The organism is Ancylothrix sp. D3o, from assembly GCF_025370775.1.
Lineage (GTDB): Bacteria > Cyanobacteriota > Cyanobacteriia > Cyanobacteriales > Oscillatoriaceae > Ancylothrix.
Window position 1 is genome coordinate 1 of record NZ_JAMXEX010000011.1, and the last position, 17828, is coordinate 17828.

Annotated in this window: 10 protein-coding genes; 4 read left to right on the plus strand and 6 right to left on the minus strand. The window is 44.2% G+C overall.

What is annotated here, in order from left to right; translation table 11 throughout:
• Positions 1–355 precede the first annotated feature (355 nt).
• Both purL and purF read left to right on the plus strand, forming a co-directional pair.
• Positions 356–2716 (plus strand): phosphoribosylformylglycinamidine synthase subunit PurL, encoded by a 2361-nt coding sequence (purL, locus tag NG798_RS17815; RefSeq protein WP_261225042.1) that lies wholly within the window; start codon positions 356–358, stop codon positions 2714–2716.
• 297 nt (positions 2717–3013) lie between these two features.
• Positions 3014–4504: an amidophosphoribosyltransferase gene (gene purF, locus NG798_RS17820; protein ID WP_261225043.1), complete on the plus strand. Its 1491-nt coding sequence runs from the start codon at positions 3014–3016 to the stop codon at positions 4502–4504.
• Between the two features lie 70 nt (positions 4505–4574).
• On the opposite strand, the gene NG798_RS17825 is transcribed toward purF, so the two are convergent.
• From NG798_RS17825 to prfB, 4 genes are all read right to left on the minus strand, one after another.
• Positions 4575–5186 carry a chorismate lyase gene (locus NG798_RS17825; RefSeq protein ID WP_261225044.1) on the minus strand — a complete coding sequence of 204 codons (612 nt, stop codon included), beginning with the start codon at positions 5184–5186 and terminating at the stop codon, positions 4575–4577.
• 101 nt (positions 5187–5287) lie between these two features.
• Positions 5288–5758 (minus strand): hypothetical protein, encoded by a 471-nt coding sequence (locus NG798_RS17830; RefSeq protein WP_261225045.1) that lies wholly within the window; start codon positions 5756–5758, stop codon positions 5288–5290.
• A 67-nt stretch (positions 5759–5825) separates the two neighbouring features.
• Entirely contained in the window at positions 5826–6803 is a 978-nt protein-coding gene (locus tag NG798_RS17835) for a carbohydrate kinase (RefSeq protein ID WP_261225046.1), read from the minus strand.
• Positions 6804–6889: 86 nt separating this feature from the next.
• A protein-coding gene (gene prfB, locus NG798_RS17840; RefSeq protein WP_261225047.1) for a peptide chain release factor 2 occupies positions 6890–8009 on the minus strand; the annotation gives its coding sequence in 2 pieces (ribosomal slippage) (positions 6890–7936 and positions 7938–8009; 1119 coding nt in all).
• Between the two features lie 314 nt (positions 8010–8323).
• On the opposite strand from prfB, the gene NG798_RS17845 reads away from it, so the two are divergent.
• On the plus strand, positions 8324–9094 hold the full coding sequence (locus NG798_RS17845) for an RNA polymerase sigma factor SigF (RefSeq protein ID WP_261225048.1): 771 nt from the start codon (positions 8324–8326) through the stop codon (positions 9092–9094).
• 54 nt (positions 9095–9148) lie between these two features.
• Here the strand turns inward: NG798_RS17845 and NG798_RS17850 are convergent, their stop codons facing one another.
• Entirely contained in the window at positions 9149–9568 is a 420-nt protein-coding gene (locus NG798_RS17850) for a DoxX family protein (RefSeq protein ID WP_261225049.1), read from the minus strand.
• Positions 9569–9667: 99 nt separating this feature from the next.
• On the opposite strand from NG798_RS17850, the gene NG798_RS17855 reads away from it, so the two are divergent.
• Positions 9668–10843: an NAD(P)/FAD-dependent oxidoreductase gene (locus NG798_RS17855; protein WP_261225050.1), complete on the plus strand. Its 1176-nt coding sequence runs from the start codon at positions 9668–9670 to the stop codon at positions 10841–10843.
• A gap of 15 nt (positions 10844–10858) precedes the next feature.
• Here the strand turns inward: NG798_RS17855 and NG798_RS17860 are convergent, their stop codons facing one another.
• On the minus strand, positions 10859–17608 hold the full coding sequence (locus tag NG798_RS17860) for a CHAT domain-containing protein (protein ID WP_261225051.1): 6750 nt from the start codon (positions 17606–17608) through the stop codon (positions 10859–10861).
• Positions 17609–17828 lie beyond the last annotated feature (220 nt).

The window sequence follows — 17828 nt, forward strand, 5'->3', positions numbered from 1 at the left end:
TATAAAGGCGGTTTTCGGTGCTTGTAACCCAGCTACAGAACCGTTCCCAGACGTTAGAGCGCTCTGTGCGCTGTAATGTGGTCGTCATAGTTTTATGAGTGCTATTGATTTGTTAAGGTTCGGATGATGCTTTTATCTTAGGGGGATTTTTAAGTTTTGTAAAGGCTTGTTAATAACATTTAATATTATGACTCTCATAAGTCTGGCTTATCTTAAACCTAGGGACACGGCCCCCAAAACCTACCGGCCCCCAAAACCCACCGGCCCCATCCAAACCCGAATCCCCAGCCCAATGAGATATGCAGCCCACAGGAAGGTAAAATAGAGACCTTACAGGGATTAAAAAAAAGCCTCCATGTCTACCATCTCCCAATCGCCCTTTTCTCCAGAAGAAATCGCCTCAGAAGGCATAAAACCCGAAGAATACACAGAAATCGTCAACCGGCTCGGACGCCACCCCAACAAAGCCGAGCTTGGAATGTTTGGCGTTATGTGGTCAGAACACTGTTGTTACAAAAACTCCCGTCCCCTCCTCAAACAATTTCCCACCCAAGGCGAACGCATACTTGTCGGCCCCGGAGAAAATGCCGGTGTGGTAGACTTAGGCGACGGAATCCGACTAGCTTTTAAAATTGAATCTCACAATCACCCCTCCGCCGTCGAACCCTTCCAAGGCGCAGCCACCGGCGTTGGAGGTATATTGCGTGATATATTCACAATGGGAGCGCGGCCCATAGCCCTTTTAAACTCCCTGCGTTTCGGCTCTCTCGAAGATGCCCGCACTCGCCGGCTCTTTAGCGGAGTTATATCAGGCATCTCACATTACGGTAATTGTGTGGGAGTTCCCACCGTAGGCGGTGAAGTATATTTTGACCCCGCCTACACCGGCAACCCCCTCGTCAACGTTATGGCGCTGGGACTCATGGAAACCCCAGACATCGTAAAATCAGGCGCAGCAGGAATAGGCAACCCCGTCCTTTACGTTGGTTCCACCACCGGCAGAGACGGCATGGGTGGTGCAGCCTTTGCTAGTGTTGAACTCAGCGAACAATCCCTAGACGACCGGCCAGCCGTCCAAGTCGGCGACCCCTTCCTCGAAAAATCCCTGATCGAAGCCTGCCTTGAAGCCTTCAAAACCGGCGCCGTCGTAGCCGCACAAGACATGGGCGCCGCCGGCATCACTTGCTCAACCTCAGAAATGGCAGCAAAAGGCGGAGTTGGCATTGATTTTGACCTCGACAAAGTGCCGGCGCGCGAAACCGGCATGATACCCTACGAATATCTCCTCTCCGAATCTCAAGAGCGAATGCTATTCGTTGCCCACAAAGGACGCGAACAAGAACTAATCGACATTTTCCATAAATGGGGACTGCACGCCGTCGTCGCCGGCACCGTCATTGATGAGCCCATCGTCCGCATTCGCTACAAAGGCGAAATAGCCGCCGAAGTTCCCGCCACAGCCCTCGCAGACAACACCCCCATTTATGAACGGCAACTACTCAGCGAACCGCCAGAGTATGCCAAAAAAGCACATCAATGGCAATCTGACAGCCTGCCCGCTTGCAACAATAGCGGTATCCAAATAGGCGAACAGCAAAAAACCTGGAATGACATATTCCTACAACTGCTAGACACCCCCACCATCGCCTCCAAACGTTGGGTTTACCGGCAATACGATCACCAAGTACAAAACAACACCGTTATGCTACCCGGTGGTGCAGATGCCGCCGTCGTGAGGTTACGCCCTCAACTAACCGAACAATCAGACGGAGTACAGACGTTCTGGCAGAACGTCTCTACTAGCGCCGTAGCAGCCACCGTAGACTGTAACTCCCGTTACGTTTACCTAGATCCCTACGAAGGCGCAAAAGCCGTAGTCGCAGAAGCCGCACGCAACCTTAGCTGTGTTGGTGCTGAACCTTTGGCTGTTACAGATAACCTCAACTTTGGCAGCCCCGAAAAACCCATTGGTTACTGGCAACTAGCCTCAGCCTGTCGCGGGATAGCTGAAGCCTGCCGAGAATTTAACACACCAGTCACCGGCGGAAATGTTTCGCTTTACAACGAAACCCTCGACAGCAACCAACAACCAACCCCCATCTATCCCACCCCGGTTGTCGGAATGGTAGGTTTAATTCCCGACTTAACCCGAATTTGCGGTCAAGGTTGGCGCAACACTGGCGATATTATTTATCTGTTAGGCTTGCCTCCCACTTTGCCTGCTACCTTGGGTGCTTCTGAATATTTAGCCAGCATTCATGGGATTATTGCCGGTAAACCGCCTCAAATAAATTTTGACCTCGAAAGACAAGTGCAAAATGCCTGCCGAGAAGGAATCCGTCAAGGTTGGGTGCGCTCGGCTCACGATTGTGCGGAGGGAGGTTTGGCAGTAGCTTTAGCAGAATGTTGTATTGGCGGTGAACTTGGTGCAGAAATTCATTTAGGAGAAAATACCACAAACGCTCGCCTTGATGAAATTTTATTTGGTGAAGGTGGAGCCCGAATTGTCGTTTCTGTCAACCCTCAAAACCAAAATCAATGGGAAAACTTTGTTGAAAATCAACTAGGCGAACATTGCTGCAAAATTGGAATTGTCGGTAAGTCGGAAGAAAATTTACGGGTTTTCACGGTGCCGGAATTACCCCTAATAAACGTTAGCATTACAGATATGGGAGAACGTTGGCACAATGCCATAGAACGCCGGTTAGCTTTATAGCGATGTAGAGACATTTCTAGGGGCGAGGTTCGCCAAAATCAATGATCCTTCATACGATATTGGTATCCCCGCCCCTCCCCTCTAGGCAAAAAAACGACAAAATTTATTACACCAAACATCTCCCTTGCGTTACCTTAGAGGTGGAATATTAAGAACCCCTTAAGACTTCCTTATGTCTCTGTTTAAAGAGACAAATTTAACTTTCATCCAATCACCCCCACCCCTTCCACTCATCCGACCTAAAGCATGACTTCCAATCATCTCCAATTCTCTGTTAGTGAAACTTCGTCAAAGGTTATGGCATCTAGTGTTGACTCTGCGGTTGCCAAAAATGCCGATGTAACGGATCATCTTTTATCGCGTCCTGATAAACCCGAAGAAGCTTGCGGCGTTTTTGGTATTTATGCACCCGATGAAGATGTGGCGAAGCTTACCTATTTTGGATTGTACGCTCTGCAACACCGAGGTCAAGAATCAGCGGGTATTGCCACCTTTGAGGGCGATCAAGTTCATCTTCACAAAGACATGGGGCTGGTTTCCCAAGTTTTCAACGAAGGAATTTTAAAAGAAATGCCTGGGCGTCTTGCCGTTGGGCACACTCGCTACTCTACCACCGGCTCAAGTCGTGTGGTTAATGCTCAACCGGCAGTCGTCAATACTCGTTTAGGATTTTTAGCATTAGCACATAATGGCAATCTTGTCAACACCGCTGAATTGCGAGAAGACTTATTACGTCAAAATTGCAACTTAGTCACTACCACAGATTCAGAGATGATTGCCTTTGCCATTGCCACCGAAGTTAATAGCGGTAAAGATTGGTTAGAAGGGGCAATAAGTGCGTTTCATAAATGCGCTGGGGCATTTAGTTTAACCATTGGCACACCGGCAGGTTTAATGGGAGTACGCGATCCTAATGGGATTCGTCCTTTGGTAATTGGGACACTAGGAAATAGCCCAATGCGGTATGTTTTGGCTTCAGAAACTTGTGGGTTGGATATTATTGGGGCAGAATATTTACGCGATGTCGAACCGGGTGAGGTGGTTTGGATTACGGAAGAAGGTTTAGCATCGTTTCATTGGAGTGCAAAACCAGAGCGCAAATTGTGTATTTTTGAAATGATTTATTTTGCGCGGCCTGATAGTGTGATGCACGATGAAACATTGTACAGCTATCGGTTGCGAATTGGGCGCCGGTTGGCAAAAGAATCTCCGGCTGAGGCGGATCTTGTGATTGCGGTTCCTGATTCTGGGGTGCCGGCGGCGATTGGTTTTTCCCAAGCTTCGGGAATTCCTTATGCAGAAGGGTTGATTAAAAACCGTTATGTGGGGCGGACTTTTATTCAACCAACGCAAATGATGCGGGAATCGGGAATTAAGATGAAATTAAATCCGCTCAAAGATGTTTTGGAAGGCAAGCGGATTATTATTGTGGATGATTCTATTGTGCGGGGAACAACGAGCCGCAAGATTGTTAAGGCTTTGCGGGATGCGGGAGCAAAAGAAGTTCACATGAGGATTTCTTCGCCGCCGGTGACGCATCCTTGTTTTTATGGCATTGATACAGACAGTCAAGATCAATTGATTGCGGCAACAAAATCGGTACAAGAAATTGCGGATCAAATTGGTGTTGATTCTTTGGCTTATTTAAGTTGGGAAGGAATGTTAGAAACAACCCAGGAAGATACAAATACTTTTTGCTCGGCTTGTTTCACCGGCGATTATCCGATTGGCATTCCCGAAACGATCAAACGCTCAAAATTGATGCTAGAAAAAACGGCTAAAGTGTAAGTCTCTAGTGGCGCGAAAGGGGTTAATTCCTTCCCAGGCTAATAACTTGGGAAGGGAATTAAGCAGAAATTTAATCTTTTTGTGCCACCGGCCCTAAATACTTGCATAAATAGGGAGAAAAAACCTCATAAATGAGAGTGAAAGGTTTACCGTGATGCCAGAATAAATAATGCCGACCCCAAAATGGCCCCGGAAAACCAAAACCGGCTTCTAGCGCCGCTGAGTTGCCGTAATAAATACCTTGCACATCTCGATAAAGTTCTGTGCGGAGTCGGGCTAAACTGGCCCAAATAGGAATAGAGCGATTTTGTAAATATTCATCAACATGGCTGGCTTCCCACCAGGAAGTAGCGTAAGCTAAACGCTGGCCTGATGCGTTGCGAAGCCAGACTTGACGGCGGACTCTGGGCCCCGGTACAGCTTGAATGAGGGCCGGTGCGCTGTCAGTATCATTGCCGATGGGTGACATATCAATGACATCGACTTCAGTGGGAGAACCCGTCAGCAGTTGCAGGTGACGAGTGGGGGAACCATCACCCAAGAGCAAAATCTGCCAAGGAGGAGCCAGTTGGCGGTGGGGCAAACCTTGCTGGATGTGGGTTTCTGTACCTTCCCATAAGGGGGTGAGCCGGTGCCAGGTGGTGTGTGTAGTGGTTGGTTGCCGGTTGAAGGTTGCAGTCAAGAGACTTCACAAAAGTTAACATCTTTTCAATAATAGCTTGTTAAGAAGCAGGCAGGATGCCTGCTCCAGTTAAGATTAAGAGCGTAATATAAAGGTTGCTTTTACTCAGAGAGGGGATAGAAAAGATTGCCTTGCCGGTACCACCCTTTAGAGGCGGGATCTTTTTGTTTGCTCCATTGGCGGAAGTATTCATCGCTTTGGGATGAAGCTTGAACAACAGATTCAGGAGTGACACCAAGCCGTCTGGCTAAGTCGTTGCGGGTTTGGGGACGTAATACGGGAGTTGGCGGTGTAACGGCGGGGCGTTTGCCCGGTGAGCGGTTTGATCCGTTGATAACGGCGGTTTCTAAAACTGCCATGCGCCGGCTTAGTTCCGCGAATTCCTCTTGTAACTGTTGGATGGCTTCGTTGTCGAGGTGTGCCGTTCCATCTGAGGGGCCGTCAAAAAATTGTTTTATGATCCTCACGAGAGCCGCACTTTCAGTGAGGGACTGTTTTTGCATATACTCTCGGAGTTTGCCGTGATAGTCGGGTGGCAAATACCCGACGATGCGAATATTTTGGGTAGCCATTGATCAGGGAGCGCGTCGGTGTCACTTTCTAGCATACTTTATTGTGACGGTCGTGGCATCTTTATCATTAAGAGCCGCTGGATTTCAAAAAAGCTTGTACTTCTGAATGCGTTGGTTGTGATGCAATAGCGCCGGCTTTTGTGGTAGTCAATGCACCGACTGCACTGGCATAATTTATGACTTGAGCCGAGATTGTTGGATCTTTTAAACAAGAAATTCCCTGTAAACAAAGCTGGTGAATAAATCCTGCCAAAAATCCATCGCCGGCGCCGGTGGTGTCTACAACTTCAACGGAAAACGCCGGCATTTTTCCTTCTTGTTCTCCCAAACAATAAGCGCATCCCCCAGAACCTGCTGTTACTAAAACTCCCTCCATAGAACTTAAACGATAATTAATAGCACCGGCATCGGTTGTATCAAATAACCATTCGGCTTCCTCTTGGGATAATTTTAAAAAATCAATGTGTTTTAATAAATCTAAAATCAGCGGTTTAGCCTCGCTGAGTTCCGGCCAAAAAACCGGCCTCCAATTGACATCTAAAACAATTTTAACATCATATCTGTTTGCCAATTTTAAGGCTTTATAAATTGCCTCTCGACTGTCGGGATAAGCTAATTCTAAAGTTCCTATAACTAAAAAATCTGCGTTTTCAAATAAAGCCAAGGGCAACTGGGAACCTTGTAAATAAGTATCGGCAAATTCGGTGGTTTGAAACTTGCCAAATCCTGCAAACTCGCGTTCGCCGGTGGAGGAGCGCACCACATAAACTTGCCTTGTCGGGGCGGTGGGATGACGTTGGATAGCGGTGGTATCCACGCCAATATTGCCTAATAGCTGCACAAGATCATCGCCAGAGGTATCCCCACCTACACACCCGATAAACGCCGCTGATGTGCCTAATTTTACTAGGGCTGAGGCAACATTGGCCGGTGCGCCGCCGGGGTAAGGAGTCCAAGACTCAACGGTTTCTAAAGATCGCCCTAACTGATCGGCCAGACAATCAAACAAAACTTCACCCAAACAGAGAACACGGGGACTGTTCATAAAATTTTCTCGCCTAAAAAAAAGTGGGTTATGCAATAAGCGTAACCCAAGCAGGTAGAGAATTTAGTTAAAAATTTGTGTTGAAATTAAGCCGGCACAGTGGCAAGCTGATTTTCTTGCCGCAGAAAAGTCTCAATATAGGGGTCAAGATTGCCATCCATGACATCGCTGATATCCGTAGTTTCCACACCGGTACGCAGATCCTTTACCATTTGATACGGGTGAAATACATAGTTGCGGATTTGGTTGCCCCAGGCAGCCTCTACCATATCTCCGCGAATTTCCGCAATTTCTTTAGCGCGTTGTTCACGGGCAATAATTAACAATTTTGCTTTCAAAATTGCCATTGCTTTTTCTTTATTTTGGAGTTGGCTGCGTTCTTCGGTGCAGCGCACAGCAAGGCCGGTAGGGGTGTGAACAATACGGACAGCAGTTTCAACTTTGTTGACATTTTGACCGCCTTTACCACCGGCACGGGATGTGGTAATTTCTAGGTCTTTTTCTGGGATATCGAGGGTTACGGAGGCATCCAAAATTGGCATTACTTCCACACCGGCAAAACTGGTTTGGCGTTTACCATTGGCATTAAAAGGCGAAATTCTAACGAGGCGGTGAGTGCCTTTTTCTGCTTTTAAATAACCATAGGCATAACGTCCGTCTATTTCCAAAGTTACGGATTTAATACCGGCCTCATCACCTTCGGAAATTTCGGCAATATGCACTTTATAACCGTGTTTTTCTCCCCAGCGAGTGTACATACGCATCAGCATTTCTGCCCAGTCTTGAGCATCGGTACCACCGGCGCCGGCATTGATGCTTAAAACGGCTCCACTTAGATCATAAGGGCCGGAGAGTAATTGCTCTAACTCCCAGCGGTCAAGCGATTGAGAGAGTTGTTTAAGATTAATTTCGGCTTCTTGGAGTAATGCTTGATCTGCTTCAAGTTCAAGCAATTCGACAACAGCTTTGGCGTCTTCTAAGGTAGCTTTCCACTCCTCGAACTGCTGTACATGAGACTTTAAGGAGTTGAGTTCTTGGAGAGATTTTTGGGCAGTTTCTTGATTTTCCCAGAAAGCCGGTTGTGCGGCTATTTGCTCTAAATCGTGAATTTTTGCCGTTAATGCCGGTAAGTCAAAGATAGTCCTGGGTAATACCCAGGCGCTCAGACAACAGTTCTGCTTGACGTTTTATTTCTAGGACATCCATTGTGATCGTTTCGTATTTTTTTTAGGCTACTTAATTAAGTTTAACGTTTATTGTCCTTTGTCAATAGTCAGAACGTTAATGGTGTTGAGTGATCGCTGGTGGCCTTGGGAAGGATGAGGGCTGGCCCATCTCCGTATTTCCCCGTAGAAGAGGAAAACGCCATGATAAGAAATTCCGTATAAAAACGATAGTAGTAATCTTTGTGCAACCGCAAAATAGGATTAAATCAAAAAAAAACTAATTACTGCATCTCGCCTGTCTGCTTATTCAATTTTTTGAAATTAAGGGGTTTATACCCGGAGGGTTTTGTAAGGATGGCAACTTTAACTTCTGTTCGCTCTCGTTGTTTAGAGCTTTTAATTTCTTACCACCGCAATCCGTCTATTGCCATTCGCAATCAACTGGTGCAAATGAATGCCGGTTTGGTACGCAAAATTGCTCACCGCGTCTGCCATCAGTGTGCGGAACCTTACGAAGATTTAGAACAAATTGGCTATCTGGGTTTAATTAGGGCTATCGAACGGTTTGATCCTTCTCAAGGATGTGCTTTCAGTTCGTTTGCTGTGCCTTATATTCGCGGTGAAATGCTGCATTTCTTGCGCGATAAAAGCAGTGCGGTAAAAATTCCGCGCCGGTGGCAAGATTTACAGCGCGAAGGTCAAAAAATTAAGGAAGAACTTACCAATAAACTTGGTTATACTCCTAACGAGGCGATGATTGCTCAAAAACTTGGTGTTTCTGTGCAAGAATGGCGCGAAAGTTTAATGGCTTCTCAAAATTCTACGCTTTTGAGTTTAGATGCTACTGTGGGTCAACAAGTTGATACGCCGATCACTTTGGGCGATACTTTGTTGGATACAAATTATCAAGCTTTGCAACGTTCGGAAGAAGAACGCCAACAATTGCAAAGTGCTTTGAGTCTGTTGGAAGAAAATACACGAGAAGTTATTGAGTCTGTTTTTCTCAATGAAATTCCTCGCAAAGATGTTGCTAAAACAATTGGCGTAAGTCCGATGACTGTGACTCGCCGGTTGCAAAAAGGTATTGATCAATTGGTGACGCTGATGGCTCCTCAAATTGCATAATTTAGCAATGGGAAATCTGGGAATTTAAGAAAAGGTGATTTATGAAAAAATTACTCAACCTAGACGGGGATTTGAATTGTGCGTAGTGTTGCGTTCGTCTATGCTGAGGGGCCCGGCACCGAAGGCGGCTATCATTAATAAGCCTCCTATTAAGCCTAGGTTTTTTAAGAACATAATTTCTTGGATGCGATTAGAAAAATCTGTATGAAAAATAAGGGTAGCAGGAATTAAAAAGCCAATTAAGGCTAAGGCTCCATAACGTGCTTTGAAACCAAACAAAACTGATAAACCACCGGCTACTAATACAATAATGGTGGGAATTAAGAGGATACCGGCGAGGGGAATGCCTTTTCCTGTCATGGTGTCTTGGGTGCCGGCGGGGTCTAGTATTTTATCGATGCCGGCTTTGATAAATATTGCGGAAAGAAAAATTCGGGCTAAGAGGGGTAGAAATTTTTGGATTTGGTTTTCCATTTTTGCCTCGCTTTTGGTTTTGGGTAGGTGGCTAAGCCCAGATAAAATCATTAAAATCATTATAAAGATTTTATTAAAGTTACACCACTCCGTCTCCGTATGATCAATAAACAGGCTCATATTTGCATTCTTGGGGGAGGGTTTGGGGGCGTTTTTACGGCGCTTTACCTCAAGGGTTTGGGGTGGCGTACTTCACCGCAAATCACGCTGATTGATGAAAAAGACCATTTTTTATTTACGCCGTTACTTTATGAACTGGTGACGGGTGAGTTAAAAACTTGGCAGCTTGCGCCTTTGTTTTCTAAGCTTTTGGGGGGTAGGGGTATTAATTTTAAGCAAGCAAGGGTAGAAAATGTTGATCTGCAAAATCGCTGTGTGACTCTCGATGATCAGACAATTTTGAGTTATGACCGGCTGGTGATTGCGACTGGTAAGGAAACGTTGCTGGATGTGGTAGCGGGTGCTGCTGAGTATGCGATTCCGTTTCGGAGTTTAGCAGATGTGCGGCGGTTGAGGGAGAGGTTGAGATTTTTAGAAACAAGTGAATTGACAAAAATTCGGGTGTGTATTGTGGGGGCCGGCCCGAATGGCGTAGAATTGGCTTGTAAATTGGCAGATCGTTTAAAAAGTCGGGGAGAGATTGTTTTAATTAGCCGGCATGACAAAATTCTGAAAAATTTTGCTTTGGCTACTCAAAAATCTGCGTTGAGATGTCTGGGTAGACGGGGTATTTTGTTGGAGTTGCAAAGTAGTGTGGAGTCTGTTGATAAAGATTTTATCACGGTGGTTAAGAATAATCAACGCTGTCTTCAAAAAGCTGATTTAGTGGTGTGGACAACCGGCACTAAAACGGCTGATTGGGTTAAAAATTTGAGCCAATATCAAATGCAGCAAAAGGAATTAATGGTGCTTCCGACTTTGCAATTAATGGAGTTTCCAGAGGTGTTCGCGTTGGGTGATATTGCGACTGCAAATGTTAGCAAGGATGCGGCACCGGCGACGGCGCAAGCGGCGTTTCAACAAGCGAAAGTTGCGGCAAAAAATATTCGTGCTTCTTTGATGGGGAAAAATTTACAAAAATTTCGTTACCGGCATTTGGGAGAAATGTTAACTTTGGGGATTGGGGTTTCGGCTATTTCGAGTTTTGGTGTACATTTTTCGGGACGGGTGGCCGGTGTTTTTCGCCAGTGGTTTTATTTGTTGAGAATGCCTACTTTCCGTCACCGTTTTAAGGTGGCTAAGGCTTGGATTTTACGGCTTATTTCTTCCCCCTAAAATTATCAAAATACTTTACCAAGGGCTACCAATCATGGTAAATCCTGACCAAAAGTAAGGATGGGATAAATCAAGGTTTTGTTGGATTTTAAAGCTTGTGGAAAGATTATTTTCGGAAGCATCTGTAGGCTGTAAATTTTTATTTTGAATACCCACTTGTCCGCGTAACATTGCTAGTTGTGCTTGTCGCAATGCTTCGGCTTTGATGGGTACATTTTCTAAGTTTTTATAAAATTCACTCATTAATCCTAATGTGCCTTGATCGCTGACATACCATAGAGATGCTAAAGCTGATTTTACACCTGTTCTTACTGCAAGGCCGGCAAATCCTAATTCGGCTTTTTCATCGCCTACAGCGGTACGACAGGCGCTTAAGACTAATAACTGAACTTGGGGTTGATTTAAGCGTAATTGCCGCAAATCATTGAGGGGTAATTGTTCATCCCATAACTGCATAAATGAATTGTGGATGTCGTCAGCTATAAACTCGGCGTGGGTGGCAAAGTGTACAATTTGATAGGGGTTGTTTTGGCGCTGAGTTTGGATATTTTCGCGGGTGAATCCTTCATTTAAAAATACTTTTCCGCCTTGTTGTTGGGTGATTATAGCGAGTTCCACCGGCACTGAAGGTAAGGGACTAAGAGTTTGAAATTCTGAGGCTCCCATTGCTAAAACTGGTGAGTTTTGGATGCTTTGATACCGGCTATCCATTAAGCTGACGGATGGTATTAATCCGATGCTGTATTTTTCGATTAAAAATTGCTTGCCATCATGTAAAGCTGCTATCGGTAATCCTCGTAAACCGCTATCCATACTGAATAAAATGTTGTTAATTTTTTGGTTTTGTAATTCTGCTTCTATGGGAGAAATCAACCATGTATAAAGTTGTTTAGAACTTGGTAAATAACTGTTATTTCGTCTTAGGGGATCGGTGAGGAATAGACGAAAATTTAAAACTGTGATTAAGAGGTTTTCTTTATCTACGCCTGGAATGGTGCGGCGCACCGGCTCGCCTTCTGGTGTAAATAAGATTAGTTCTAATTCATTGTCTAAAGTTGTAACGTAAATAATACCACTTCGGGTGCCGGTTGTGGCAGCTATTTTGCTAAGGATATTACGGATGTTGTCAGTGGTGACTGGTTGAGTAGCGATGTCTTGGCCAAAATAATTGGTGTATTCTTCGGTACGATTTCTTTCTATTTGTTCGATTATTTGGTTTGTGTTTGTGGCGATTTGATTGTTGTTTCGGTTGGGGTTTGCTAATCCATTTAAGAGGTTATTTGCGGTGTTATTGTTGGAATTTTCTACTTTTGATGCAAAGACTTTTTCTGGTTTTAATTCTGAGTTTTGGTTGTCTGTTTGAAGGATTGTGCTGTTTTGATTTCCGCGAGAAATTACGGTGCCGGTGGTGATGCCGGTTTTGGAAGAAAGTGCAATTTGACCGGCTTCTCCAAGGTTAGCAAGACTTTGAATATCACCTGTGTTAACTGCGCCTTCTCTGCTGGTAACGGTGATGTTTCCGCTGTTTTGTTCGCCTATAGAACTTATGTTGCCGGTGGTTACGTTTTGTGCGGCTTCTACTGTGATATTTCCGCTGTTTTGTTCAGTAGAAATTGAGGTGATGTTGTTGGTTGTGACTGTTCCTTGTTGACTGGTGACGCTAATATCTCCTGAGTCGGTTCTGCCAGATGAAAGAATGTTTCCTGTGGTGGTGTTTCCTTGGGCGGCAACGTTGATGTTTCCAGAATTTCCTTCGGTTGAAACTGAGGAAAGATTGCCAGCGGTTAGGGTGCCATTTTCGCTGGTTAGGCTGATATTTCCGCTGCCGGTGTTGCCTGTGGAATTTATATCGCCGGTTTGGATATTTCCACCGGCATTAATAGCGGCGTTACCAGAGTTGCCTTGTTGGGAAATTATGGAAATGTTGCCGGTGTTGGCATTGTTGCCGGCATTTACTGTGGCGTTACCAGAGTCTCCTTGTTGGGAAGTTGTGGAAATATTGCCGATGTTTGCATCGTTGCCGGCATTTACTGTGGCGTTACCAGAGTTTCCTTGTTGGGAAGTAATGGAAATGTTGCCGGTGTTTGCATTGTTGCCGGTATTAATAGTGGCGTTACCAGAGTTGCCTTGTTGGGAAGTAATGGAAATGTTGCCGGTGTTTGCATTGTTGCCGGCATTTACTGTAATATCGCCACCGCCGCTGTTGCTTGAAGTTAAAATGTTGTCGGTTTGAATGTTATTAACGGCATCAACAAGTATATTTCCAGCAGTTCCTTGATTGGCATTTGAGGAAATGATATCGGTTTTAATATCGCCGCCACTGTTAACCGTTACATTGCCAGAGTTAATATTTCCAGCAGTGCTGATGTTGCCGGCATTTATATCATTACCGGCAGTTACGGTGGTATTACCAGAAGTGCCGGTATTTGAAGTTGAAGAAACATCGCCGAGGTTGGCATTGTTGCCGGCAGCTACGGTGGTATTTCCGCTGTTGTCAGTTGCGTTGGAAGAAATATCACCGGCATTTATCTCGTTACCGGCAGTTACGGTGGTATTACCAGAGTTGCCGTCATTTGCAGTTGAAGAAACATTGCCGGTGTTGGCATTGTTGCCGGCATTAACGCTGACATCTCCGCTGTTGTTACCTCCGTTGGAAGAAACGTCGCCGGTATTCACATCTTCATCGGCATTTACTATTACATCGCCAGAGTTTCCATTGTTAGAATTAGAAGAAACTGTTGTGCTAAAAACATTATTGGCGGAATCTATGATAATATTTCCTGAACCTTGAGAACCAGAAGATGTGATATTAGTGGTGGTAATGTTGCCGGAAGTTGTGAAGGTATTAAGGGTTATATTCCCAGCGGTTCCATTGGGTGCGAGGGTTTCTATTGCGGAGGTGGTAATGGCACCATTGTTGCTAATAATTGATACGTTTCCGCTTTGAGTTGGCCCCTCTGTGCGGATATTATTGGTGTTAATATTGCCGGTGCTTTGTAAGGTCACATCTCCGCCAATGCCGATGTCAGAATACGAGAGGATATCTTGACTAGCATTGATAATTCCCCCACTGTTAATATTGACATTTCCTGCGCTAATATTGACATTTCCTGCGCGTAAATAACCGTACAAGGAAAGGCTGCCTGTCGTGATATTCCCAGCCGGTGCGCTTAGTGTGATATTGCCGCCATTTGCGTTGGAAGAAAAGGATGTTAAAGCCGGTGAGCCTTCATTATTGATAAGTGGGATATTTGTATTAATATTGCCGGTGTCACTGGTAAGGCTAATAGATCCCGCCGTCCCATCATCAGAACTATTATCTATCACACTTACTTGAATATCGCCACCGGCATGAAGGGCAACATCTCCTGTCTTTCCAAAGAAAGTATAAGACGATATACTATAACCGGAGGCATCAATTTTATCGCTGGCGGTAATGTTAATATTTCCCCCTCTGGTGGAGATGAAATTTGAAATATTAATGCTTCCATCTGTACTGGTGAGACTAATATTTCCGCTATTGCCCCTACTAAAATCTGTATTAATTGCTTCTGTGATATTAATATCGCCTGCCGCTTTTAAAGAAATATCTCCCTTTCTAAGGCTTCTAATTCCTTCTAAAGAATTAGATGCACCTCCTATAGTAATTCCTTGGGTGGGAGAATATAAAAATACTCCACCATAATCGGTTTTTGCTTCTAAGTTATTGATGTTAATTTGCAGGGGAGATGCCTCACTACCAATTCCTCCTACATTACGGGTTTCAAAAGTAGCTGTATTGGCATTAATTAAAGAATTGCTATCAGTTTGTAAAATATTGCCGCCATTGGCATTTATGCTAACACTACCAGTAGTATTTAAGTTGTTGAGGGTGATATTTCCTATCTCTCCCAAGTTACCGAGTTGGAGGTTAATATTACCACTACCGGCATTTAATGATGTGCCGGCTGCCATTGTGATATTTCCGGGGCCGGGATCTCGTCTTGTGAAGAAGAGAGCGTCATTATTTGCTAGTAAACTGATGTTTCCGGCAGCGGCAGAGGTGTCGATATTAGCATTGATATTAATGCTGCGACCGGCTCGTAATTCTAAGCTAGAAATCGTAGAACTAATAATGGGTTCGCTGATGGTAATATCATTATGAGCGCTTAAGGACACTTGGCCGGTGGCATTATTAATAGTGCTGGTATCGGAGCTAATATTTCCACTAGAAGTGTTAATAAATGGGTTGTCACTTCCACCATCTACCAGGTTAATATTTTGGTAAATATTACCTAACAAAATACTTCCTGTATTGGCATTTATCAATAGTTTACCGTGTTGTCCACTTGTTGAATAGGTATCAATTATCCCATTGCTTGTATCAACATTCCCGTTAATACTGGTAAGGGTAACATTTCCAGCAATAGTTTCAGCGTAGGTAATAATATTTCCTGTTTTGAGACTATTTTGAGCAGTAATACTGATGTTTCCAGACGCACCACTGCCAGACAAAGAATTAATTTCAATATTTGCTGCATCTATGCTACCTTGCTGGCTGGTAATATTGATATTGCCTCCTTGCAAGTTACCGTTAGACCAAAAATAGCTATAACCTGTAGTGTCACTATTAATGTCACCAGCAACGTTGACATTAATGTTACCCCCCTGGTTCGCCCATGAATAAGAGGAGATGTTTGTATTATTAATACCTCCATTCCTGCTTGTTAAATTTATATTTCCGCCGTTGCCCATAGAGGAGTTAGACGAGAAAGAACTATTATTTAGATCCCCAGCAACGTCAATGGAAATGGCACCGCTATTTCCTTCGTTTGCGCTGGTTGTTATATGGGTTGTCAAACTGCCATTGTTACTGTTAACAGTGATATTTCCGCCTGCTGAACCTTGAGTTGAAGATGAATCAATGGAAGCTGCATTAATATTTTCCCCTGCATTGATATTAATTTGTCCGCCATTTCCTAAAATAGAAGAAGCCTTTATTCCCCCTGTCTGAAGTGCTCCACCGGCATTAAGTGTAACTGTACCACCGGCACCGGCACCTTCTGAATAGCTGTTAATATTGGCAGTGGTAATATCACCGGCACCATTGCTGGTATTTAAATTAATTTCTCCGCCATTATTTACTGAACTTGTATCAATATTTCCTGCTGTTATTGAAGCGGCATTTATGGAAATATTTCTCCCTTCAGCGCGGATAGTATCAGTGGAATTCATTGTGAAACTTCCCACGCCATCAATATCTGCATCTGCGGTAAAAGTTACTGTGCCGGTTCCCGGTGCAAAGGTTAATTTTCCATCTGTTAAAGGTTCGATTGTGATGTCGTTAGTGGCTTCTAATTTAATATTTGCTGTTCCGCTTAAACTTTCTAAAGCATTTTGGGAAATGGTAAAAGTGCCGGTGCCTTCACTAAATAATATTTCTCCGTCTGCAATTTCGCTATCTTCTGGTGCGCCACTTCCGGGGACAATTACTATATTTTCTGGATCTAATAATAGCGTTCCTGTGTTACCATTCTGTGCAGATAAATCAACATTACCCCGAAAAATTAGGTTTTGTTTCCCAGAGATTTCTACAAAACCCCCGGCTGTATTTCCCCGCGCATTAATATTGCCATAAAATTGCGTTGTATTATCTGCCCAAACTATAACTTTTCCGCCATTTCCTATTGACAAACTATCGGCATTTATGGTACTGTTTTTGCTGACAAATGTGTTAAAAGCGTTGGGAACTGTCCCTAGTCCCCGATAGTCTCCGCCGATTAAAATTGTACCGGCACCATAATTTCCCGATGCGTTTATTTGAGCGTCAATTACTGCTACATTTGTCCCCAGAATATTAACAGTTCCTCCCTGCGTTTGGGATGACGCATCTATATTTCCTGATGCTATGGATGTTGGCTGAGTAGTAGGAATTTTAACGTTATTGCTTAAAATTACTTCCCCTTTTTCGTTAACTGTTAAACTGTTGGCTTGTTCACCAAAATTCGCGCCGGTGAGTAGTTGTGGTAGTCTTAAAGGGTTAATTCCTGTATTTTCTGTTGTGGGTGTTATTTCTAAGCTTAATAAATGGCCGGTTTGGGAAATTTTAACAGAATTATTACCCGGAATTGATGAAATGGTAAGATTTCCGCCAGGGGAAGAAAGAGTGCCGGTGTTGATTACGTTTCCGCCTATTAAGGTTAAGTTATTGCCAGGATTTAAACTTAAGTTGCCGGTGTTGACAATTGAGCCTGGTTGTGAAACTGCAAAGTTAAATCCGCTTGGTGTTCCTACTAAAGCAGTATAATTATTGTTGCCAAAAGCGTTGAAAAATCCGTTAGTAAAACCTATGCCGGTGGCGGTGGTAACGGTGAAGGATGCCGGTACGTTTAAACTCGCATTTTGTCCGAACATTATGCCGGCAGGATTCATTAAAAATAAGTTAGAATTACCACCAGTTATTTGTATTAAACCGTTGATATAAGAGGGATTTCCGCCGTTAATTCTACCTAAAATATTGAGTATATTTGGATTTGAGGTAAAATTGGCTATTTGATTTTCCGAGAGATTAAACTGCGTAAAACTGTGGAATAAATTAGCGCCGTCTCCAGAAAGTGTACCGCCGGTGATGTTAATTTGGTTATTGTGTGGAGTAATGAGGGTGCCGGTGCCGTCAAGGGAGGGGGTAATAGGTTGAGCAAAAGAGGGGGAAATGAAGATAGCTGTGGTGGCAAGAATAGTGCCGGTGAAAGTTACTGTAGAAAATAGGCTTTTTACAAAGTTCATTTTTTTAGCCCTAAATAAAGAACAACGACCGGCCAACAGCAGCCTTTAAAAAACATCTTTTTTACATATTGTCACACCCCCAGCTAACTGTCATCCCCCTTAATAAAACTTCAAAAACTTAGATAATTATTAGATAATTATTTGTGGCGCAGGCATCTTGTGGCGCAGGCAACATGAGCTGCGACATGAGGTGTAATTTGCCATTGCCCGCCCTAAAATA